Here is a 16684-nt window from a genome sequence, read left to right as displayed (position 1 = left end):
CGAGAATGGCGGGATGGGCGACGACATCGCGGCATCCGAGTTCCCGCGCAGCATCGGCAGGGTCGCGACGCGTGAGCTCGCGATCAACGGTTTCACGACCTTCGCGCAGCTCGCCGAGGTGCGCGACCGTGATCTCCTCGCGATCCACGGCGTCGGCCCGAAGGCGGTGCGCCTGCTCGCCGCCGAGCTCGCCGCGCGCCGTCTCGGATTCCGCTCCGACGCCTGAGCCGAATCGCCCATGGCGCCGGGTGAGAGCGCTCCACTAACGTGGTCGCATCGACACGACATCGACTGAGCTCCTCGGCCGTGCCGGCGAACTGGAGCGCCTCGCCGAGCTGGTCGGCTCGGCGCGCAACGGTCGGGGCGCCGCACTGATCCTGCGCGGCGAGCCCGGCATCGGCAAGACCAGCCTGCTCAGCCATGCCACGAACGATCTCGTCGGCGTCCGGGTCGTGCGCGCCGACGGCTTCGAGGCCGAGACGGCGATGCCGTACGCGACGCTGCAGCGGCTCGGCAGCCCCTTCACCGACCTCGTCCCGGCTCTGCCGGGGCCCCAGGCCTCCGCCCTGCGCATCGCCGCCGGCCTCGAAGACGGCCCGCCGCCCGACCGCTATCTCGTGGGCCTCGGCATGCTGTCGCTGCTCGCGTCTGCCGCCGAGCGCGAACCGATCGTGTGCGTGGTCGACGACGCGCACCTCGTCGATCCCGAATCGCTCGACGTGCTGGCCTTCGTCGCCCGGCGCCTCGAGGCCGAGTCGGTCGCGCTGCTGCTCGGCACCCGGCCCGACGCACGCGTCGACGTGCGAGCGGCGGGCATCGACGTGCTCGACCTCGCCGGCCTCGAGGCCACGGCCGCGGTGCAACTGCTGATCCGCTCGGCCGCCCACCACGTCGACCCGTACCTCGCCGTGCGGTTCGCCGAGGAGACCGGCGGCAACCCGCTCGCCCTCGTCGACCTCGCACGCGAGTTCACCGCGCAGCAGCTCGCCGACTCGTCGATCGCGGTCGGACCGGTGCCGATCGGCCAGCGTCTCGAGTCCACCTACCTGCGGGCGGTCGACGCGCTGCCCGAGGGCACCCGGCGGTGGCTCGGCATCGTCGCGGCCGAGTCCACGGGGCGCACCACGATCATCGACGAGGCGGCACTCCGTCTCGGGGTGGCGACGGATGCCGGGGCGCCGGCCGAGCGGGCGGGACTCGCGTCGGTGCGCGAACGCGTGCGGTTCCGGCATCCGCTCGTGCGCGCCGCGGTCTACAACGCGATGTCCGCGGGAGAGCGACGCGAGGTGCACGCGGTGCTGCGCGAGGTCGCCGACGGGCAGGGGCGACCCGACCTCGCGGTCTGGCATGCGGCCGCTGCGGCATCCGGTGTCGACGACGCGGTCGCCGACCGCATGGAACGAGCGGCGGACGCCGCAGGGGGCCGGGGCGGCACCGCCTCGCGGGCCAGGCTGCTCTCCGGGGCGGCCGACCTCACGACGTCGGGGCCGTTACGCGACGCCCGCCTCATGGCGGCGGCGGAAGCCGCGGCGGCGGCCGGCGCGGCCCAGCACGCGCTCGACCTGCTCGACCGCATCGAACACGACCGAGTCGGCCCGGCGGACCTCGATCCCGTGACCGAGGGGCGACTGCTCATGCTGCGGGCGACGCTCGCCCTCTTCGTCGCCGACCCCGACGGCGTGCGAGGCGGAACCGAGCGGTTGCTGAGGGCGGCCGGGCTGTTCCACGGCCGGGCGCCCGAGCTCGAGCAGCGAGCCCTGCTCGGCGCCTTCAACGCGGAGCTCACCTCGGAGTCGGCCGTGCGCAGCGGGACCCTGCCGGAGCTCGGGCGACGGCTCGCCACCGGCGCCGATGTTACCGACGGGCGCTCGTCGCTCACGCTGCGAGCCCTCGGGGCGCACATCCTGCAGCCGTATCCCGAGGCGGTGTCGATCATGCGCGAGGCGGTGGCGATGCTCCAGGACTCGAGCGATGCGCAGCTGCTCGAGCTCGGCTCCGAGGCGGTCGCCCTGACGATGGCGCTGTGGGACGAGCGCACGTGCGTCGAACTGCTCGAACGCACGATGCGCGCCGCCACCGAGGCGGGCAACCTGCGCGTGCTCGACACCACCCTGTGGGTGCTCGGGCTCGTCGAGCTCGTGCGCGGCGACCCGGCGGCATCCGGCCGATACGTGGCGCAGGTGCGCGAGCTGCGACGGGCCATCGGCTACGACGCGGAGCAGGTCGTGAACGCCTCCTACCTCGCGTGGTCCGGGGCGCCGACGGAGCAGGTCGAGCAGATCGCCGAGGCCACGCTCCCGACCGGGTTCGCCGGCGTTTGGACGATCGCGATGACCGGTCTCGGCATCCGCGAGATCGCCGACGGCCACTACCGCGACGCCTACGAGCGGCTGCGGCCCCTGGTCGAACTCGACTTCATCCAGGTGACGTACCAGCAGCTGCCCGACCTGGTCGAGGCGGGCGTGCGCAGCGGCAAGGTCCAGGAGGCGCGGGCGGCGGCCGATCGACTCGCCGAGTTCGCGGCGGCGAGCGGCACGCCGTGGATCCTCGGCATCTCGGCACGGGCCGAGGCCCTGCTCGCCGAGCCGGAGGAGGCGGAGGCGCTATACCTCGCGGCGATCGAGCACCTCGACCGGGCCACGGCACCGGGCGAGCTCGGGCGCGCGCACCTGCTCTACGGCGAGTGGCTGCGGCGCATGAAGCGGCGCCGCGAGGCCCGCGACGAGCTTCGCGCCGCGCTCGCGATCTTCGAGCGCGTCGGTGCGCCGGCCTTCGCGGCGCGGGCGAGCCGCGAGATCGAGGCGACCGGTGAGCACATCGCCGCCCACGAACCGGGCGACGACGGCGCCCCACGGCTCACACCCCAGGAGGAGACGGTCGCGCACCTCGCCGCCGCCGGGCGCACCAACGCCGAGATCGGGGCGGAACTGTTCATCAGCGCGAACACGGTCGACTACCACCTCCGAAAGGTGTTCCGGAAGCTCGGCATCACCTCGCGCCGCCAGCTCATCGAACGCCGTCCGGCGCGCTGAGGCCCGGCTCGCGACTACGCACCCCACGTGGTGCGCCGCGGCGGCCGCGCGCGCCAGCATCGAGGCATCCGCGAATCGCGAGCCGCGCGACTCGCCCGAACCGGGAGGCGCCCATGCCCTACGTCACCGCCGATGACGGCGCGCAGATCTTCTACAAGGACTGGGGTTCGGAGGGCACGCCCGTGCTCCTGAGCCACGGTTGGCCGTTGAACGCCGACGCGTGGGAGGCCGCCGCGCTCTTCCTCGCCGAGCACGGGCACCGCGCGATCGCGCACGACCGGCGCGGCCACGGCCGGTCGAGCCAGACCTGGAACGGCAACGAGATGGACACCTACGCCGACGACCTGGCCTGTCTCATCGAGCACCTCGACCTGACCGAGCTCACCCTCGTCGGCCACTCGACCGGCGGCGGCGAGATCGCGCACTACGTCGGACGGCACGGCTCCGCGCGGGTCGCGAAGCTCGTCCTCGTCTCGGCCGTGCCGCCGCTCATGCTCGCCACGGACGACAACCCCGGCGGGCTGCCGATCGCCGTGTTCGACGGCATCCGCGCGGGCGAGGCATCCGATCGCTCGCAGCTGTACCGCGACCTCGCCGACGGGCCGTTCTTCGGCCACAACCGCAACACCGACATCTCGCAGGGCGTGCGCGACGCCTTCTGGCTGCAGAGCATGGCCTGCGGGCACCGTGCGGCCTACGAGTGCATCGCAGCCTTCTCGGCGACCGACTTCCGGCCCGACCTGGCGAAGATCGACGTGCCCACCCTCGTGATCCACGGCGACGACGACCAGATCGTCCCGTTCGAGGTGGGCGGGCGGCGCTCGGCCGAGCTCATCGACGGGGCCACGCTCCTCGTCTACGAGAACGGCGCCCACGGGCTGCCCGACACCGATCGCGAGCGGCTGCACGCCGACCTGCTCGCCTTCATCGATTCCTGAAGCGGATGCCGCGGGCCGGCCCCGCGGCATCCGACCTCCCCTCACCGCCGAAAGGACCCCCCGCCATGACCGAACAGATCGACCCCGCATCCCCCGACACCATCGTGCTCGTGCACGGCCTCTGGATGACCCCGCGCAGCTGGCGGGGCTGGAAGGAGCGCTTCGAGGCCGAGGGCTTCACCGTGCTGACGCCCGCCTATCCCGGCTTCGAGATCGAGGTCGAGGCGCTGCGCGAGAGCCCCGACGTCATCGCGAACCTCACGGTGCCCGAGACCGTCGACCACCTCGCCGCCCAGATCGAGGCGCTGCCGAAACCGCCCATCATCATGGGGCACTCGTTCGGCGGCACGCTCACGCAGCTGCTGCTCGCGCGGGGCCTCGGCGCCGCCGGAGTGGTGGTCGACTCGGCGCCGACCGAGGGCGTGCGCGTGAACCCCCTCTCGCAGGCGAAATCGCTCTTCCCCGCACTCAGGAGCCCCGCGAACCGTCGCAAGGCGGTCGCGTTCACGCCGGAGGAGTTCCACTACGCGTTCGCGAACACCCTCTCGCGCGAGGACTCCGACGCGGCCTGGCAGGAGTTCGCGATCGCGGCGCCCGGCAACTGGATCTGGGCGTACGGCCTCATCGCGAACTTCAAGCCCGGGCACCAGGAGACGTGGGTCGACTACGCGAAGGACCGGGCCCCGCTGCTGTTCATCGGCGGCGAGAAGGACCACATCATGCCGCCCTCGGTGAACAAGTCCAACGCGAAGCACTACGCCAAGTCGCCCGCGCTCACCGAGTACGTCGAGTTCCCCGGCCGCTCGCACTGGATCTGCGCCGAGCCCGGCTGGGAGGAGGTCGCCGACCACGCCCTCGACTGGGCCCTCGCGCACGCGCGATCGTCGGTGGCGGCCGGGGCGTGACCCGAACAGGTCCTCGACGTGCGGCCGCGGCTGCCCTAGTGTCACGGGCATGAAGCTGACGCGCATCGGCGGCCCGACCGTGCTCGTCGAGCTCGACGGATGGCGCATCCTCGTCGACCCGACGTTCGATCCGGCAGGCCGTCACTACGAGTTCGGGTGGGGCACCGGATCCACCAAGACGCTCGATCCCGCACTCACGGCCGCGGAGCTCGGCCCGATCGACCTCGCCCTCGTCAGCCACGATCATCACGCCGACAACCTCGACGACGCCGGCCGCGCGATGCTGCCGTCGGCCGGCGCGGTCCTCACGACGGCGAGTGGAGCCGGTCGGATGGCCGAGGACCTGGGCGCCGGGCGGCTGCACGGCCTCCGGGCCGGGGAGTCCATCACCCTGCCGGGCACGCGCCCCGGACTGCCGACCCTCGTCGTCACGGCGACGCCCTGCCGGCACGGACCGCCGTTCACGCGTCCGATCGTGGGCGACGTCGTCGGCTTCGCCGTCCGACGCCAGGGCGAGGAGCGGGTCGCGATCTGGATCACCGGCGACACCGTGCTCTTCGGTGCGCTCCGCCGCGCCGCCGCCGAACTCGACGTCGACGTGATGCTCGCGAACGTCGGCGGCGTGCGCTTCGGCATCTCCGGGCCGGTGCGCTTCACGATGACCGGACGCGAGGCGGTCGAGCTCGTGGGCATCGCGGCACCCCGCATCGCGACGTTCGCCCACTACGACGGCTGGTCGCACTTCGTCGACGGCGAGCGGGGCCTGCGCGACGCGATCGACGGCTCCGAGGCATCCGTCCACGACCGCGCCCTGTGGCTGGTCGACGGCATCGCCGTCGAGGTCTGAGCGCGGCCCGGCTCCGGTCGGCGTGGTGTGCGTGCGTGCGTGCTCCTCAGGCTCGCGAAACGTCGCCGACGCATTCGGCTGTGAGAATCGTCGAGTGCCTGAACTGCTGATCGACCGCGGCGACCTCGCCGACCCCCGTGTGCTGCGCCTGCTCGAGGACCACCTCGCCGACATGCACGCCACCTCGCCCGCCGAGAGCGTGCACGCGCTCGACGTCTCGGGCCTGTCCGACCCGGCGGTCACGTTCTGGGCGATCTCCGACGGCGACGACGTGCTCGGCTGCGTTGCGCTGAAGCAGCTCGCGCCCGATCACGGCGAGCTCAAGTCGATGCGAGCGGATGCCGCGGCGCGAGGTCGCGGCCTCGGCCGACGCCTGCTCGAGCACGTCCTCGACGAGGCACGTGCTCGCGGCTACGCGCGCGTCAGCCTCGAAACGGGCACCGAGCCCTTCTTCGCCCCCGCCCGCTCGCTGTACGAGAAGGCCGGATTCGTGGAGTGCCCGCCGTTCGGCTCGTACGTGCCCGACCCGAACAGCGTCTTCTACGCGCTGGAGCTCGGCCCGCGCGACTGAGCCGTCGCGCGCCCGGGTCGTCGCGCGATGTTGGGTCGCGCCGGAGTCCCGTTGCGGCGCTGGAATCCCGTGCGATCGGGACTCCGGCGCGACAACGGGACTCCGCCGCGAGGAAGGGGCGGATGCCGCGTGCGCGGCGCCGAGGCGCGCGGCATGATGGGGCGATGGACGACGAGCGTTCCGCGGCATCCGCTCCTCCACCCGTGCACGACCGGCGCGGGGTGCTCCTCGCCAACGCGCGGGATGCCGCGGCCCGGCGCCGTCCTTCCCAGCTGCTCGACCAGTGGGCCGACGACTCGCCCGTCGCCACGTCGGCGGTCGACCTCCGCACGAGCGTGGCGCTCGATGCGCTCGCGCTCGCCGCGGCATCCGAGTACGAGGCGCTGCTGCTCTCACCGGTCGCACCGATCGGCGTGACCTCGGTGCTCGCGCCGACCTCGCAGGACCGCGTGCTGTCGACGATCCGCCCCGTCGAGGTCGTCTCCGACCCCACGAACGTGCTCGCCCTCGAGGCCGCACGGCGGCTGCGCGGCGAGCCGGCCGCATCCGTGCGACTCTGCACCGTGCACCAGACGCTGCGGATGCAGCCGGCACCGGCCGGTCGTGGTCGCACGCGGCACTTCCGCATGTCCGCCCTCGCCGACGCGGGGCGTGCCCGGGGTGACGACGCCTTCGAGGTCGACGCCGTCCTCGCGCAGCTCGGCGCGTACCGGCGCCTGCTCGAGGCGGCCGCCGCGGCCGGAATCGGAGGCGGCGACCGGCCGCGGGCGATCGTGCGCGTCGACGGCGAGCACGCCGTGCTCGGTGATCGGGTCGCCGCCGCCATCCTCGAGCGGTGGCCCGAGGTGGAGGTCGTGCGCGAGCCCCTCGCGAACGCCGCCTACTACGACGGGTTGCGCGTCGGGTACGGCCTGCACGCGCCCGGCGGCGACGTCGTCGAACTCGTCGACGTCGGCCGCTTCGACTGGGTCGCGCAGCTCACGAGCGATCGCCGCTCCCGATTCGTGGCGAGCGCCATCGGGATCCAGCTGCTGCCGCTGCTCTTCGCCGGAACCTGACCGAAACTCAGAATTGTCTTGACAAATTATCTTGTCGGTATGAGACTGGATGCATGAGGACGACCCGGGGAGGGTCCCCGGACCGAATCGACTGAGGAGTCCGATCATGCGCAGTGTCGCACTCGGTATGAACGTGTCGCTCGACGGCTATGTCGCGACCACCGACGGAGGGCTCGACTGGGCCTTCCCGAACTTCAGCCCCGAGCTCATGGCCGCCACGCAGGCCACGCTCGACGGGCTGGACACCATCCTCATGGGGCGCAAGAACTACGTCGGCCAGGCCGAGAGCTGGGTCGGGGCCGAGGGCCCCATCGCCGAGGTCATGAACTCCGTGCAGAAGGTGGTCTTCTCGACCACGCTGGCCTCGGCCGACTGGAGCAACTCGACGTTGGCCTCCGGCACCCCCGAAGAGGAGATCGCCCGCCTGAAGGACGTGCCCGGCGGCCCCATCGGGGTCTCGGGCGGCGCCACGCTCGCCCAGTACGTTTCGTCGCACGGCCTCGTCGACGAGTACCGGCTCACGGTGCATCCGGTGGTGCTCGGCAGCGGGCTGCCGCTGTTCACGACGCGCATCGCGTTCGACACCGTCGACTCGGCCGACTTCCCGAACGGCGTCCGCGTACTGAAGCTGCGACCGCGCCCGGTCTCGGCGTGATGACGACCATGACCCCGGCGCCGACGCCGCTGCTGGACGTCGCCGCCATCGAGGACGCGGATGCCGCGATCGCCTCCCTCGACCCGATCCGGTCGCGACTGCTCGCCGAGCTCGCCGTGCCGAACTCGGCGACGGGCCTCGGCGTCATCGTCGGGCTCCCGCGCCAGAAGGTCAACTACCACCTGCGCACGCTCGAGGAACGCGGGCTCATCGAGCTCGTCGAGGAGCGCCGCAAGGGCAATGTGGTCGAGCGCGTGATGCGCGCCACCGCGTCCTCGTACGTGATCACGCCGTCGGCGCTGGCATCCGTGCAGCCCGATCCGTCGCGCGCACCCGACCGCCTCTCGGCCCGCTGGCTGCTCGCCCTCGCCGGGCGACTCGTGCAGGACGTCGGACGCCTCCTCGCCGGCGCAGATCGCGAGGCCAAGCGGCTCGCCACCTTCGGCCTCGACGGGGAGATCCGCTTCGCCTCGGCGGCCGACCGGGCGGCGTTCGCCGACGAGCTCGGCGCGGCCGTGCTCGGGCTCGTCAGCCGGTACCACGACGAGGCCGCGCCACGAGGCCGCGACTACCGTCTCGTGCTGGCGCTGCATCCGAGCGCGAACCCGCCCACGGGGTCGACGGCCGGGGCGACGGCCGCCGCGGCGCCGACCGAACCCGATCCGTCGAACGCGCGCCGGGCAGGGGGCGAGTGATCATGCCGCACCGATTCGAACAGCCCGCCGAGTTCGAGTTCGACGCCGACCCCGAGCTCGTGTGGGACGCGATCTCCACCGGTCCAGGTCTCAGCTCGTGGTTCATGGGCGCGACCGACGTCGATCTCGACGCCCGCACCGTGCGCACCACGATGGGCGACGTCGCGCTGGAGTCCGCGATTGAGGCCTACGAGCCGGGCCGCCGGTTCTCGTTCCGCGGGGCCGAGAGTCCCGACGGCCGGTTCTTCGCGATGGAGTTCCTCGTCGAGGCGCGGGCGAGCGGCAGCACGGTCCTCCGCATGGTGTCGAGCGGGTTCCTCCCCGGTGACGACTGGGAGGACGAGTACGAGGCCATGCTCGCGGGCGGGCGCATCCACCGGCAGACGCTCGTGGAGTACCTCACGCATTTCGCGGGGCGACCGGGCGTGGCCGTCGCGGCCTTCGCGCCGGTCGGCGACCTCGATCGGCGCTGGGCGGCGATGCTGGTCGACCTCGGCGTGAGCGGTCGCGAAGCAGCGGGGCGGCGGGTCGTGCTCTCGCCCGCCGGCCTACCGGCCGTCGACGGCGTCGTCGACCTCGCCGATGCCGCGAACCTCGGCGTGCGCACCGACGACGCCATGTACCGCTTCACGCGCGGATTCTTTGCCGCGGGCGTCGGCCACCACCTCTTCGGTGCGGATGCCGCGACCGAGGCCGAGGCCTGGCGGACGTGGGTGGGAGCGGTCGCCCGCTGACCTGTGCCGTGCGGCTCACCTCCCGCCCCGTCGCGGTGCCTGCGCCCGACGCGGCGTGGCGCGCGACGAGCGACGCGCCGCGGCGCGCGACTGAGCGGTCACGTTCTGCGGCATCAAGAGGGGCGGATGCCGCAGAACGTGACCGCTCGCGATGCGGGGGTCGGCGTGGCGCCTCGGCCCGCCCCGCGCGTCAGCGCTGCGAGGCGAAGAACGCCGCGATGTCGCCCGCGAGCACGTCGGGCACCTCGAGCGAGGCGAAGTGGCCGCCCTCGGGGAACCGGCTCCAGTGCACGATCGCGTCGTTGTCGCGCTCGGCGAACACCTTGATCGTCTGGAAATCGTCGGCGAAGACGGCGACCCCCGTCGGCGCGTGGTTCACGCGCGGCTCCTCCTCGACCTGGGCGTTCTCGTAGTACGCACGGCTCATGCCGGCGGCCGAGTTCGTGAACCAGGTGATGCTCACCGCGGCGAGGATCGACTCGAGCGGCACCCTCGACGTGCCGTTGCCGAACGACTCGAACAGCTCGCTGTAGGCCAACAGGCCGACGGGGGAGTCGCTGAGGCCGGCGGCGATCGTCTGCGGCCGCGACGCGTTCATCGTGTTGTAGCCGCCGACCTTCTGGAACCACTGCATGTGCTCGAGGCCCGCGTAGTCGGCCGGCTCGAGGCGTTCGAACTCGCTCGGGTCGCCCGACGGGAACGAGAACAGCTGCAGCACGTGCAGCCCGAGGAAGCCCTCGGGCTCGAGCAGGCCGAGTTCGCGGGCGACCATCGCGCCGTTGTCGGAGCCGTGCACGCCGTAGCGCTCGTAGCCGAGGCGCCGCATGAGCGTGTCGTACGCGCGGGCGACCCGGGCGATGGTCCAGCCCGACTCGCGCACCGGGTTGGAGAATCCGAAGCCCGGGGCATCCGGGATCACGACCGTGAACGCGTCTTCAGCGCGGCCGCCGTGCGCCACCGGGTCGACGAGGCGGTCGATGAGGTCGAGGTAGTCGGCGGACGAGCCAGGGTAGGTGTGCGCGAGGAGCAGCGGCGTCGCCTCGGCGTGCGGCGAGACCACGTGGATGAAGTGGATCGGCTGTCCGTCGACCTCGGTGATGAAGTTCGGCACGGCGTTGATCCGGGCCTCGACGGCGCGCCAGTCGAACGACTTCCACTGCTCGACCGCGTCGCGCAGGTAGTGGTTCGGGGTGCCGGTGGTCCAGTCGTCGGCGGGCGCGGCCTGGGGCAGGCGCGTGCGGGCGAGCCGCTCGGCCAGGTCGTCGAGGTCGGCCTGCGGCACGGCCACGGTGAAGGGGCGGATGTCGGTCTGGGCTGCGGTGGCGATGTTCATGTCTTCGACGGTACGGTCGATAGCGGAAAGGATTGTTCCTGATGGCCGAAGTTCGTCGGAGAATGTCGTGACCGAGACCGCGGGCCGACTGCTCGCCCTGCTCGGGCTGCTCCAGGCGCGCCCGACCTGGTCGGGGCCGGAGCTCGCCGAGCGGCTCGGGGTCACCACGCGCACCATTCGCAACGACGTCGAGCGGCTCCGGGCGCTCGACTATCCCGTCGAGGCGACCCGCGGCTCGATCGGCGGCTACCGGCTCGGCGCGGGCGGCCGACTGCCGCCGCTGCTCCTCGACGACGAGGAGGCCGTCGCCGTGGCCATCGGCCTGCGCGCGGCCACCGGCGTCGCGGGGGTCGGCGAGTCGAGCCGTCGCGCGCTGGCCAAGCTCGAGCAGGTGCTGCCGCCGCGGCTCCGCCCCATGGTCGAGGCCGTGACGAGCGTCATCGACCGGGCTCCCGAGAACAACGGCACGGATGCCCCCGACCCCGAGGTCGACCCGGAGGTGCTGCGGGCGATCGCGACCGCCATCCGCTCGGTCGAGTGGCTGCGCTTCGACTACGACGACGTGCCGCGCCTCGTCGAGCCCTACCGCCTGCTCGCGTGGCTGCGCCGGTGGTACCTCGTCGCGCGCGATCCCGAGACGGGGGAGTGGGACGTCTATCGCGCCGACCGGGTGCGTCCGCGCATGCCGACCCGCAGGCCGTTCACGCCGCGGCTCGTGCCGGGCGGCGACTACACGGCGTTCACGATGCGGCAGGTCGCGGTCAGCGGCTGGAACGTGCACGCGCGCCTCCGCGTGCACGCCGCGGCATCCGCCGTGCTCGATCGCATCCACCCGGCCGTCGGCATCGTCGAGGAGGTCTCGGCGCACGAATCGGTGCTGCTCACCGGTGCCGACAGCCTCGACACGGTCGCCGCGTACATCGGCATGCTCGGCATGGACTTCACGGTCGAGTCGCCGCCCGAGCTGCGCGACCTGCTGCGGGTCTATTCCGACCGCTACCGCCGGGCGGCCGACGGCTGACGCGCCGCGGGCGGGTCGAACGTCGTGCACGCGCACGGTCCGCCGGCACTCGCCGCGGACGCGAATGGTCGCCTGCGGGGCTGTGAAGCGACCATTCGCGTCCGCGCGAGGCGGGTGCACGGAGATCGCGGCGGATGCCGCGGTCATGCATCGCAGGCGTCTCAGGGCAGCGCGGCGAGCAGCCGTTCCGCGGTCGCGCGAGCACCCGCGGTGCCCGTGGCCACGGATGCGATGTCGCTGAGGAACACGTTGTGCAGCGCGATCGCCACGATGCCGTAGGCCGTGCTCTCGCAGGCGACCGGGTCGGCGGCGGGATGCTCGGCCGCGATCAGTCGGGCGAGGAGCTCGTGCGTGCCCTGGTAGGCGGCCACGATGAGCTCGGCGAGGGCGGGGTCGGTGCGCGCGGCCTCGACGAACCCGAGCACGACCGCGTTCTCGCGGCCGGGGGCGGCGAACTCCTCGCCGAAGAGGTAGTCGAGGGCGGATGCCACGGAGTCGGTGCCGGCCGGCAGGATCGACGTCCCCTCGGCGCCGTCGTAGTAGAACCGGCGGGCGCTCACGCGGAGGAGCTCCTCGCGGTTGCCGACGAAGTGCCGCACGTGCCCGCGGGACATGCCGGCCTCCTCGGCGATGCGATCGAGGCTGGCGCCCGTGATGCCGTGCGTGCCGATCGCGCGGATCGTCGCCTCGACGATCTGCTTCGTCCGCTCGTCGGCCACTGATGGTCTCGCCATGTGTCTCCTCCCACTCGCACGATAGCGGCCGGGCCGCGATCTTCGAGGTTTATTTTCTAGTCGGACTTGACTAATAACCCTACCGAACCTTACCGTTGCATCCACCCGAGGCGGAACCGCAACGGAACCGCGGCGGATCAGGCTCCGCCGCAGACCTGCCGCAGGCTCCGCCGCAGACCCGCCGCAGGACCCGCACAGACCCACCGCGGCCCCGCACCCGCATCCGCCGCAGTACCGCACCCGCAGCACCCACCAGAGAGGCACCCATGCAGGAGATCGTGCACGTCGGCCCCGAGCCCGTGAGCCCGCTCGCCCGTGAGGAGATGGTGCGCATGCGCGACGGCGTGCGCCTCGCCACCGACGTGTACCTGCCCGGCATGCCCGAGGAGCCGGACGCCTCGCCGGGCGACACCGTGCTCATCCGCCTGCCGTACGACAAGAGCGGCACGTACACCTACATCCCGCTCATCGCCGAGTACTTCGCGGCGCGCGGCTACCGCGTGGTCGCACAGGACGTGCGCGGCAAGTTCCGCTCGGAGGGCGACGCGCTCCTCTTCGTGAACGAGGCCGACGACGGGTACGACACGATCGAGTGGATCGTCAACCAGCCGTGGTCGAACGGCCGCGTCGCGATGTGGGGCGACAGCTACTACGGCTTCACCCAGTGGGCGGCGGCGTCCTCGCAGCATCCGGCCCTGAAGGCGATCGCGCCGCGCGTGACCGGGACGCAACTCGGCGAGCCGGTGCGGGCCGTGCCCGGCGAACGCACGCGCGGCGTCGAGTGGGGCATCACCTACCTGTACCCGCTCACGTACTTCCACTCGCAGGACGCGTACTTCTGGGAGCTCGACTCCGAGCGACGGCCGTACAGCGCGCAGGTCGAGTCGGTGCTCGATCGCCTCGGCTCGCGCTCGATCTCGTACGACCAGTGGTACCCCCGACCGGTGCACCTGCCCCGGTTCCCGACGGGCGACCCCTTCGAGGCGCGACCGGTCCCGACGCTGCACACGATCGGCTGGTGGGACAACTGCGCCCCGCTCTCCTGGGCGGATGTCGCGGCGATCGAGGCGCGACCGGCCTGGGCGCTCAACCACTTCCTCCGCATCGAGTCGATGGACCACGAGTCGTACTACCTCGATGACGCCGAGGAGGATCGGGTCGAGGAGCGCACGCACGAGCAGCTGATCGCCGGGCTGCCCCGCATGCTCGAGCCGGCGCTCGCGTTCTTCGAGGTGTTCGTGCGCGGCAACGGCTCGCCGACCGACATCCCGCGCGTCGCGTGGAACCTCGCGGGAACCCCCGGCATGCGGGCGAGCGACGCCTGGCCGCCCGCGGACGCCGCGCCGCTCGAGCTCTTCGCCGCGCCAGCCGGCACGCTCTCGCCGACGCCGCCCGCGACGACGTCGACCGTCGAGTGGGTACACGACCCGACCGACCCGGTGCCGTCGAGCGTGCCGAACGCCTTCGCGTTCCTGCTGTCCGCTCCCGACGAGGCCGCACTCGCCGACCGCGACGACGTGGTGTCGTTCACCACCGACGCGCTCGACGCCGACCTCGACCTGACCGGCCCGGTGCGCGCCGACGCGCTGATCTCCTCCGACGGCCCCGTCATGGACCTCTTCGTGCGCCTGCTCGACGTCGACGAGCGGGGCCGCGCGTTCCGCATCGCCCGCGGCCAGGTCAGCCTTCGCGACGCGGAGGACCCGGGTCGCGTCGAGGTCGACCTCGGCCACGTCGGCTACCGGATGCCGGCCGGACACCGCCTGCGCGTGCACGTCTCGAGCAGCGACGCCCCGGAGTTCCTCCCGCAGCCGGGAACCGGGGAGGACCCCTGGGGGGCCGAACTCACCACGACCAATCGGCAGCGCCTGCGCCTCGGCGGCGCCGAGCCGTTCCGACTCACCCTCACCGTCGGCCCGAGCGCCGACACCGCGATGGAAGGAAACCGCCATGCATGAGCCCGTCCTCGAGTTCGCCTTCGAACTCCGCGTCGACTGCGACCCGCACCTCCGCATCGGCCGCAGCGCCGACGAGGAGCTCACCTTCACCCCGATCACCGGCGGCACCGTGGCCGGTCCGCTCCTGAACGGCGAGGTGCTCGCGGGCGGCGGCGACTGGGCCGTCGAACGCAGCGGCACCTCGCAGCTCGAGGCGCGCTACCTCCTGCGCGCCGACGACGGCGCCGTCATCGACATCCTGAACCGCGGCTACTTCCGTGCCACGGCCGAGGCCATCGCCCGGCACGAGGCCGGCGAGCACGTCGACGACAGCGAGGTGTACTTCCGCACCGCGCCGGTCTTCCAGACGGATGCCCCGCAGCACCGCTGGCTCGCCGAGCACCAGTTCCTCGGGCTCGCCCGCGACGAGGACGGCCAGGTCTGCGTGCGCGTCTTCGTCGTCCGCTGACCGGTCGGCCCGAGACCCGTTCCGCGCCTTCCACCCGCTCCACCGCACATCGCTCCACCGCACTGCACCACCCCACAGCAGCACGAAAGGACCGTCATGAGAACCACACGCATCACCGCGGCCGTCGCCGGCGCCGTCGCAGCCCTGGTGCTCCTCAGCGGATGCACGGGCCGGGACGACACGTCGTCCGAGACCTCGGACCCCGTCGACTCGTCGAAGCTCGTCTCCTCGCTGCCTGCGGCGAGCGGCGAGGTCGACGAGGTGACCTGGGCGCTCGTCGAGGGTGAGCCGTCGACGCTCGACCCCGCGGGCGACTACAGCCTCATCATCCCGAACCTCTGCGAGAACCTGCTGCAGCTGAGCCCGGACTTCACCGTCGAACCGGGCGTCGCCACGAGCGCCGAGTGGGCCGACCCGGTGACCTTCGTCATCGACCTGCGCGAGGACGTGACGTTCTGGGACGGCACGCCGCTCACGGCCGACGACGTCGCGTACAGCCTCGAGCGCAACCGCGTGGAGACCTCCGCGTGGTTCCCGGCCTTCGTGCTCGTCGACTCGATCGAGGTCACGGGCGACCTGCAGGTGACGGTGCACTTCACCGCCCCCGACTCGACCTTCCGCGACGCGATCTCCGGTGCCGCGGGCGCCGTGCTCAGCAAGGCGTACGCCGAGCAGGCCGGTGACGCGTTCGGCACGGCGGAGGGCGGCGTCATGTGCACCGGGCCGTATCGGTTCGACGCCTGGACGCCGGGCACCGAGATCACGACCTCGGCCTACGCCGACTACTGGGGCGGCACGCCGCTCGTCGACTCGCTGACGTTCGTCTTCATCACCGACGGCTCGACGCTCGCGAACGCCCTGCTGGCCGGCGACGTGGACGGCGCGTTCAACGTGCCGCCCGCGAGCCGCGACAACTTCGCGAGCTCCGACACCGGACGCCTCGCGCTCGGCCCGTCGACGGCCTCGTACTCCTTCGGCCCGACGCGGTCGACCGGTGCCGGCGCCGATCCGCGCATCCGCCAGGCGCTCAGCCTCGCGATCGATCGCGAGCAGTTCATCGAGACCGTGCTGCACGGACTCGGGGAACTGCAGTCGACGTTCACCCCGCCGTTCGCGTGGGCGGGCATGGAGGCCGCCGCGCAGTACACCGAGGCGTACGACGCGCTCGCCGCGCCGGAGGTCGACCTCGAGCAGGCGAAGCAGCTGGTGGCGGAGTCGGGCGTCGACACGTCGATCCCGCTCGTCGTCGCGATCCCCGCCGGTGCCAAGGAGCTCTCGCAGACCGCGGCGATCATCCAGAGCGCCGCGCAGCAGATCGGCCTGACCGTCGAGATCGACGAGCGGCAGCCGACCGACTTCTCGCAGATCTTCTTCGACCCGGCCGCCCGCGAGTCCATCGACTTCGTCGCGACCGTCGGCTACCTCGACGCCCCGGGCGTGCTCGGCTACGCGCAGCAGTTCCTGCTCCCGGCGGAGCTCGGCGGCTTCTTCAACTGGAGCGGCTACGCGAACGACGAGGTCACGGCCGACCTCCAGGCCGCGCGCACGACGCTCGACCCCGCGGCATCCGCCGACGCGTTCATCGCCGCGCAGGAGATCTTCGCGCCCGACCAGCTGCAGGTGACGCTGGCCTCGGCGTACCAGACGACGTTCCTGAAGAACGGGCTCACCGGCGTCACGACCTCCGTCGCCGCCTACAGCAGCCCCTGGGCGCTGCACCTCGGCAGCGAATGACGACGGCGACGCAGGCCGGGA

Annotated in this window: 16 protein-coding genes; 14 read left to right on the top strand and 2 right to left on the bottom strand. The window is 72.4% G+C overall.

What is annotated here, in order from left to right:
• The first annotated feature begins 13 nt into the window (after positions 1-13).
• The 10 genes from ACR3IO_RS06605 (at position 14) to ACR3IO_RS06560 (ending at position 9435) form a co-directional block, all read left to right on the top strand.
• Complete coding sequence (locus ACR3IO_RS06605; protein WP_434070377.1) at positions 14-226, top strand: hypothetical protein; 213 nt, start codon at positions 14-16, stop codon at positions 224-226.
• A gap of 49 nt (positions 227-275) precedes the next feature.
• Positions 276-3032, top strand: coding sequence for an AAA family ATPase (locus ACR3IO_RS06600; protein WP_434070575.1), 2757 nt, complete (start codon positions 276-278; stop codon positions 3030-3032).
• Positions 3033-3145: 113 nt separating this feature from the next.
• Positions 3146-3970: an alpha/beta fold hydrolase gene (locus ACR3IO_RS06595; protein ID WP_434070376.1), complete on the top strand. Its 825-nt coding sequence runs from the start codon at positions 3146-3148 to the stop codon at positions 3968-3970.
• Positions 3971-4035: 65 nt separating this feature from the next.
• Positions 4036-4875, top strand: a complete 840-nt coding sequence (locus ACR3IO_RS06590) for an alpha/beta hydrolase (RefSeq protein ID WP_434070375.1) — start codon at positions 4036-4038, stop codon at positions 4873-4875.
• 49 nt (positions 4876-4924) lie between these two features.
• Complete coding sequence (locus tag ACR3IO_RS06585) at positions 4925-5722, top strand: MBL fold metallo-hydrolase (RefSeq protein WP_434070374.1); 798 nt, start codon at positions 4925-4927, stop codon at positions 5720-5722.
• A gap of 94 nt (positions 5723-5816) precedes the next feature.
• Positions 5817-6293 carry a GNAT family N-acetyltransferase gene (locus tag ACR3IO_RS06580; protein WP_434070373.1) on the top strand — a complete coding sequence of 159 codons (477 nt, stop codon included), beginning with the start codon at positions 5817-5819 and terminating at the stop codon, positions 6291-6293.
• Between the two features lie 164 nt (positions 6294-6457).
• Positions 6458-7351, top strand: a complete 894-nt coding sequence (locus ACR3IO_RS06575) for a hypothetical protein (protein WP_434070372.1) — start codon at positions 6458-6460, stop codon at positions 7349-7351.
• 106 nt (positions 7352-7457) lie between these two features.
• On the top strand, positions 7458-8006 hold the full coding sequence (locus ACR3IO_RS06570; RefSeq protein ID WP_434070371.1) for a dihydrofolate reductase family protein: 549 nt from the start codon (positions 7458-7460) through the stop codon (positions 8004-8006).
• A gap of 29 nt (positions 8007-8035) precedes the next feature.
• Complete coding sequence (locus ACR3IO_RS06565; protein ID WP_434070574.1) at positions 8036-8701, top strand: helix-turn-helix domain-containing protein; 666 nt, start codon at positions 8036-8038, stop codon at positions 8699-8701.
• A 2-nt stretch (positions 8702-8703) separates the two neighbouring features.
• The gene (locus ACR3IO_RS06560; RefSeq protein ID WP_434070370.1) at positions 8704-9435 is read left to right on the top strand and encodes an SRPBCC family protein; all 732 of its coding nucleotides are present in this window, start codon (positions 8704-8706) and stop codon (positions 9433-9435) included.
• A 190-nt stretch (positions 9436-9625) separates the two neighbouring features.
• On the opposite strand, the gene ACR3IO_RS06555 is transcribed toward ACR3IO_RS06560, so the two are convergent.
• Positions 9626-10768, bottom strand: a complete 1143-nt coding sequence (locus ACR3IO_RS06555; RefSeq protein WP_434070369.1) for an epoxide hydrolase family protein — start codon at positions 10766-10768, stop codon at positions 9626-9628.
• 67 nt (positions 10769-10835) lie between these two features.
• Between ACR3IO_RS06555 and ACR3IO_RS06550 the strand changes: the two genes are divergently transcribed.
• Positions 10836-11789 (top strand): helix-turn-helix transcriptional regulator, encoded by a 954-nt coding sequence (locus ACR3IO_RS06550; RefSeq protein ID WP_434070368.1) that lies wholly within the window; start codon positions 10836-10838, stop codon positions 11787-11789.
• A 161-nt stretch (positions 11790-11950) separates the two neighbouring features.
• Here ACR3IO_RS06550 and ACR3IO_RS06545 read toward each other — a convergent pair whose 3' ends face one another.
• Complete coding sequence (locus ACR3IO_RS06545) at positions 11951-12523, bottom strand: TetR/AcrR family transcriptional regulator (RefSeq protein WP_434070367.1); 573 nt, start codon at positions 12521-12523, stop codon at positions 11951-11953.
• Between the two features lie 266 nt (positions 12524-12789).
• Between ACR3IO_RS06545 and ACR3IO_RS06540 the strand changes: the two genes are divergently transcribed.
• The 3 genes from ACR3IO_RS06540 (at position 12790) to ACR3IO_RS06530 (ending at position 16663) form a co-directional block, all read left to right on the top strand.
• A complete protein-coding gene (locus ACR3IO_RS06540) occupies positions 12790-14481 on the top strand; it encodes a CocE/NonD family hydrolase (RefSeq protein WP_434070366.1) in 1692 nt (563 codons plus the stop codon).
• Positions 14474-14929: a DUF3237 domain-containing protein gene (locus ACR3IO_RS06535; RefSeq protein ID WP_434070365.1), complete on the top strand. Its 456-nt coding sequence runs from the start codon at positions 14474-14476 to the stop codon at positions 14927-14929. The genes ACR3IO_RS06540 and ACR3IO_RS06535 overlap by 8 nt, the downstream gene beginning before the upstream one ends.
• A 96-nt stretch (positions 14930-15025) precedes the next feature.
• Positions 15026-16663, top strand: a complete 1638-nt coding sequence (locus tag ACR3IO_RS06530) for an ABC transporter substrate-binding protein (RefSeq protein ID WP_434070364.1) — start codon at positions 15026-15028, stop codon at positions 16661-16663.
• Positions 16664-16684 lie beyond the last annotated feature (21 nt).

It is taken from the genome of Agromyces sp. Marseille-Q5079 (genome assembly GCF_051016555.1).
Taxonomy (GTDB): Bacteria; Actinomycetota; Actinomycetes; order Actinomycetales; family Microbacteriaceae; genus Agromyces.
This window is presented reverse-complemented; position numbering and strand designations above follow the sequence as displayed.

Coding starts and splice junctions, on each gene's coding strand:
- ACR3IO_RS06575 (WP_434070372.1), top strand. CDS start 6,458: ATGGACGACGAGCGTTCCGCGGCATCCGCTCCTCCACCCGTGCACGAC.
- ACR3IO_RS06570 (WP_434070371.1), top strand. CDS start 7,458: ATGCGCAGTGTCGCACTCGGTATGAACGTGTCGCTCGACGGCTATGTC.
- ACR3IO_RS06590 (WP_434070375.1), top strand. CDS start 4,036: ATGACCGAACAGATCGACCCCGCATCCCCCGACACCATCGTGCTCGTG.
- ACR3IO_RS06540 (WP_434070366.1), top strand. CDS start 12,790: ATGCAGGAGATCGTGCACGTCGGCCCCGAGCCCGTGAGCCCGCTCGCC.
- ACR3IO_RS06530 (WP_434070364.1), top strand. CDS start 15,026: ATGAGAACCACACGCATCACCGCGGCCGTCGCCGGCGCCGTCGCAGCC.
- ACR3IO_RS06545 (WP_434070367.1), bottom strand. CDS start 12,523: ATGGCGAGACCATCAGTGGCCGACGAGCGGACGAAGCAGATCGTCGAG.
- ACR3IO_RS06555 (WP_434070369.1), bottom strand. CDS start 10,768: ATGAACATCGCCACCGCAGCCCAGACCGACATCCGCCCCTTCACCGTG.
- ACR3IO_RS06535 (WP_434070365.1), top strand. CDS start 14,474: ATGCATGAGCCCGTCCTCGAGTTCGCCTTCGAACTCCGCGTCGACTGC.
- ACR3IO_RS06560 (WP_434070370.1), top strand. CDS start 8,704: ATGCCGCACCGATTCGAACAGCCCGCCGAGTTCGAGTTCGACGCCGAC.
- ACR3IO_RS06605 (WP_434070377.1), top strand. CDS start 14: ATGGGCGACGACATCGCGGCATCCGAGTTCCCGCGCAGCATCGGCAGG.
- ACR3IO_RS06595 (WP_434070376.1), top strand. CDS start 3,146: ATGCCCTACGTCACCGCCGATGACGGCGCGCAGATCTTCTACAAGGAC.
- ACR3IO_RS06585 (WP_434070374.1), top strand. CDS start 4,925: ATGAAGCTGACGCGCATCGGCGGCCCGACCGTGCTCGTCGAGCTCGAC.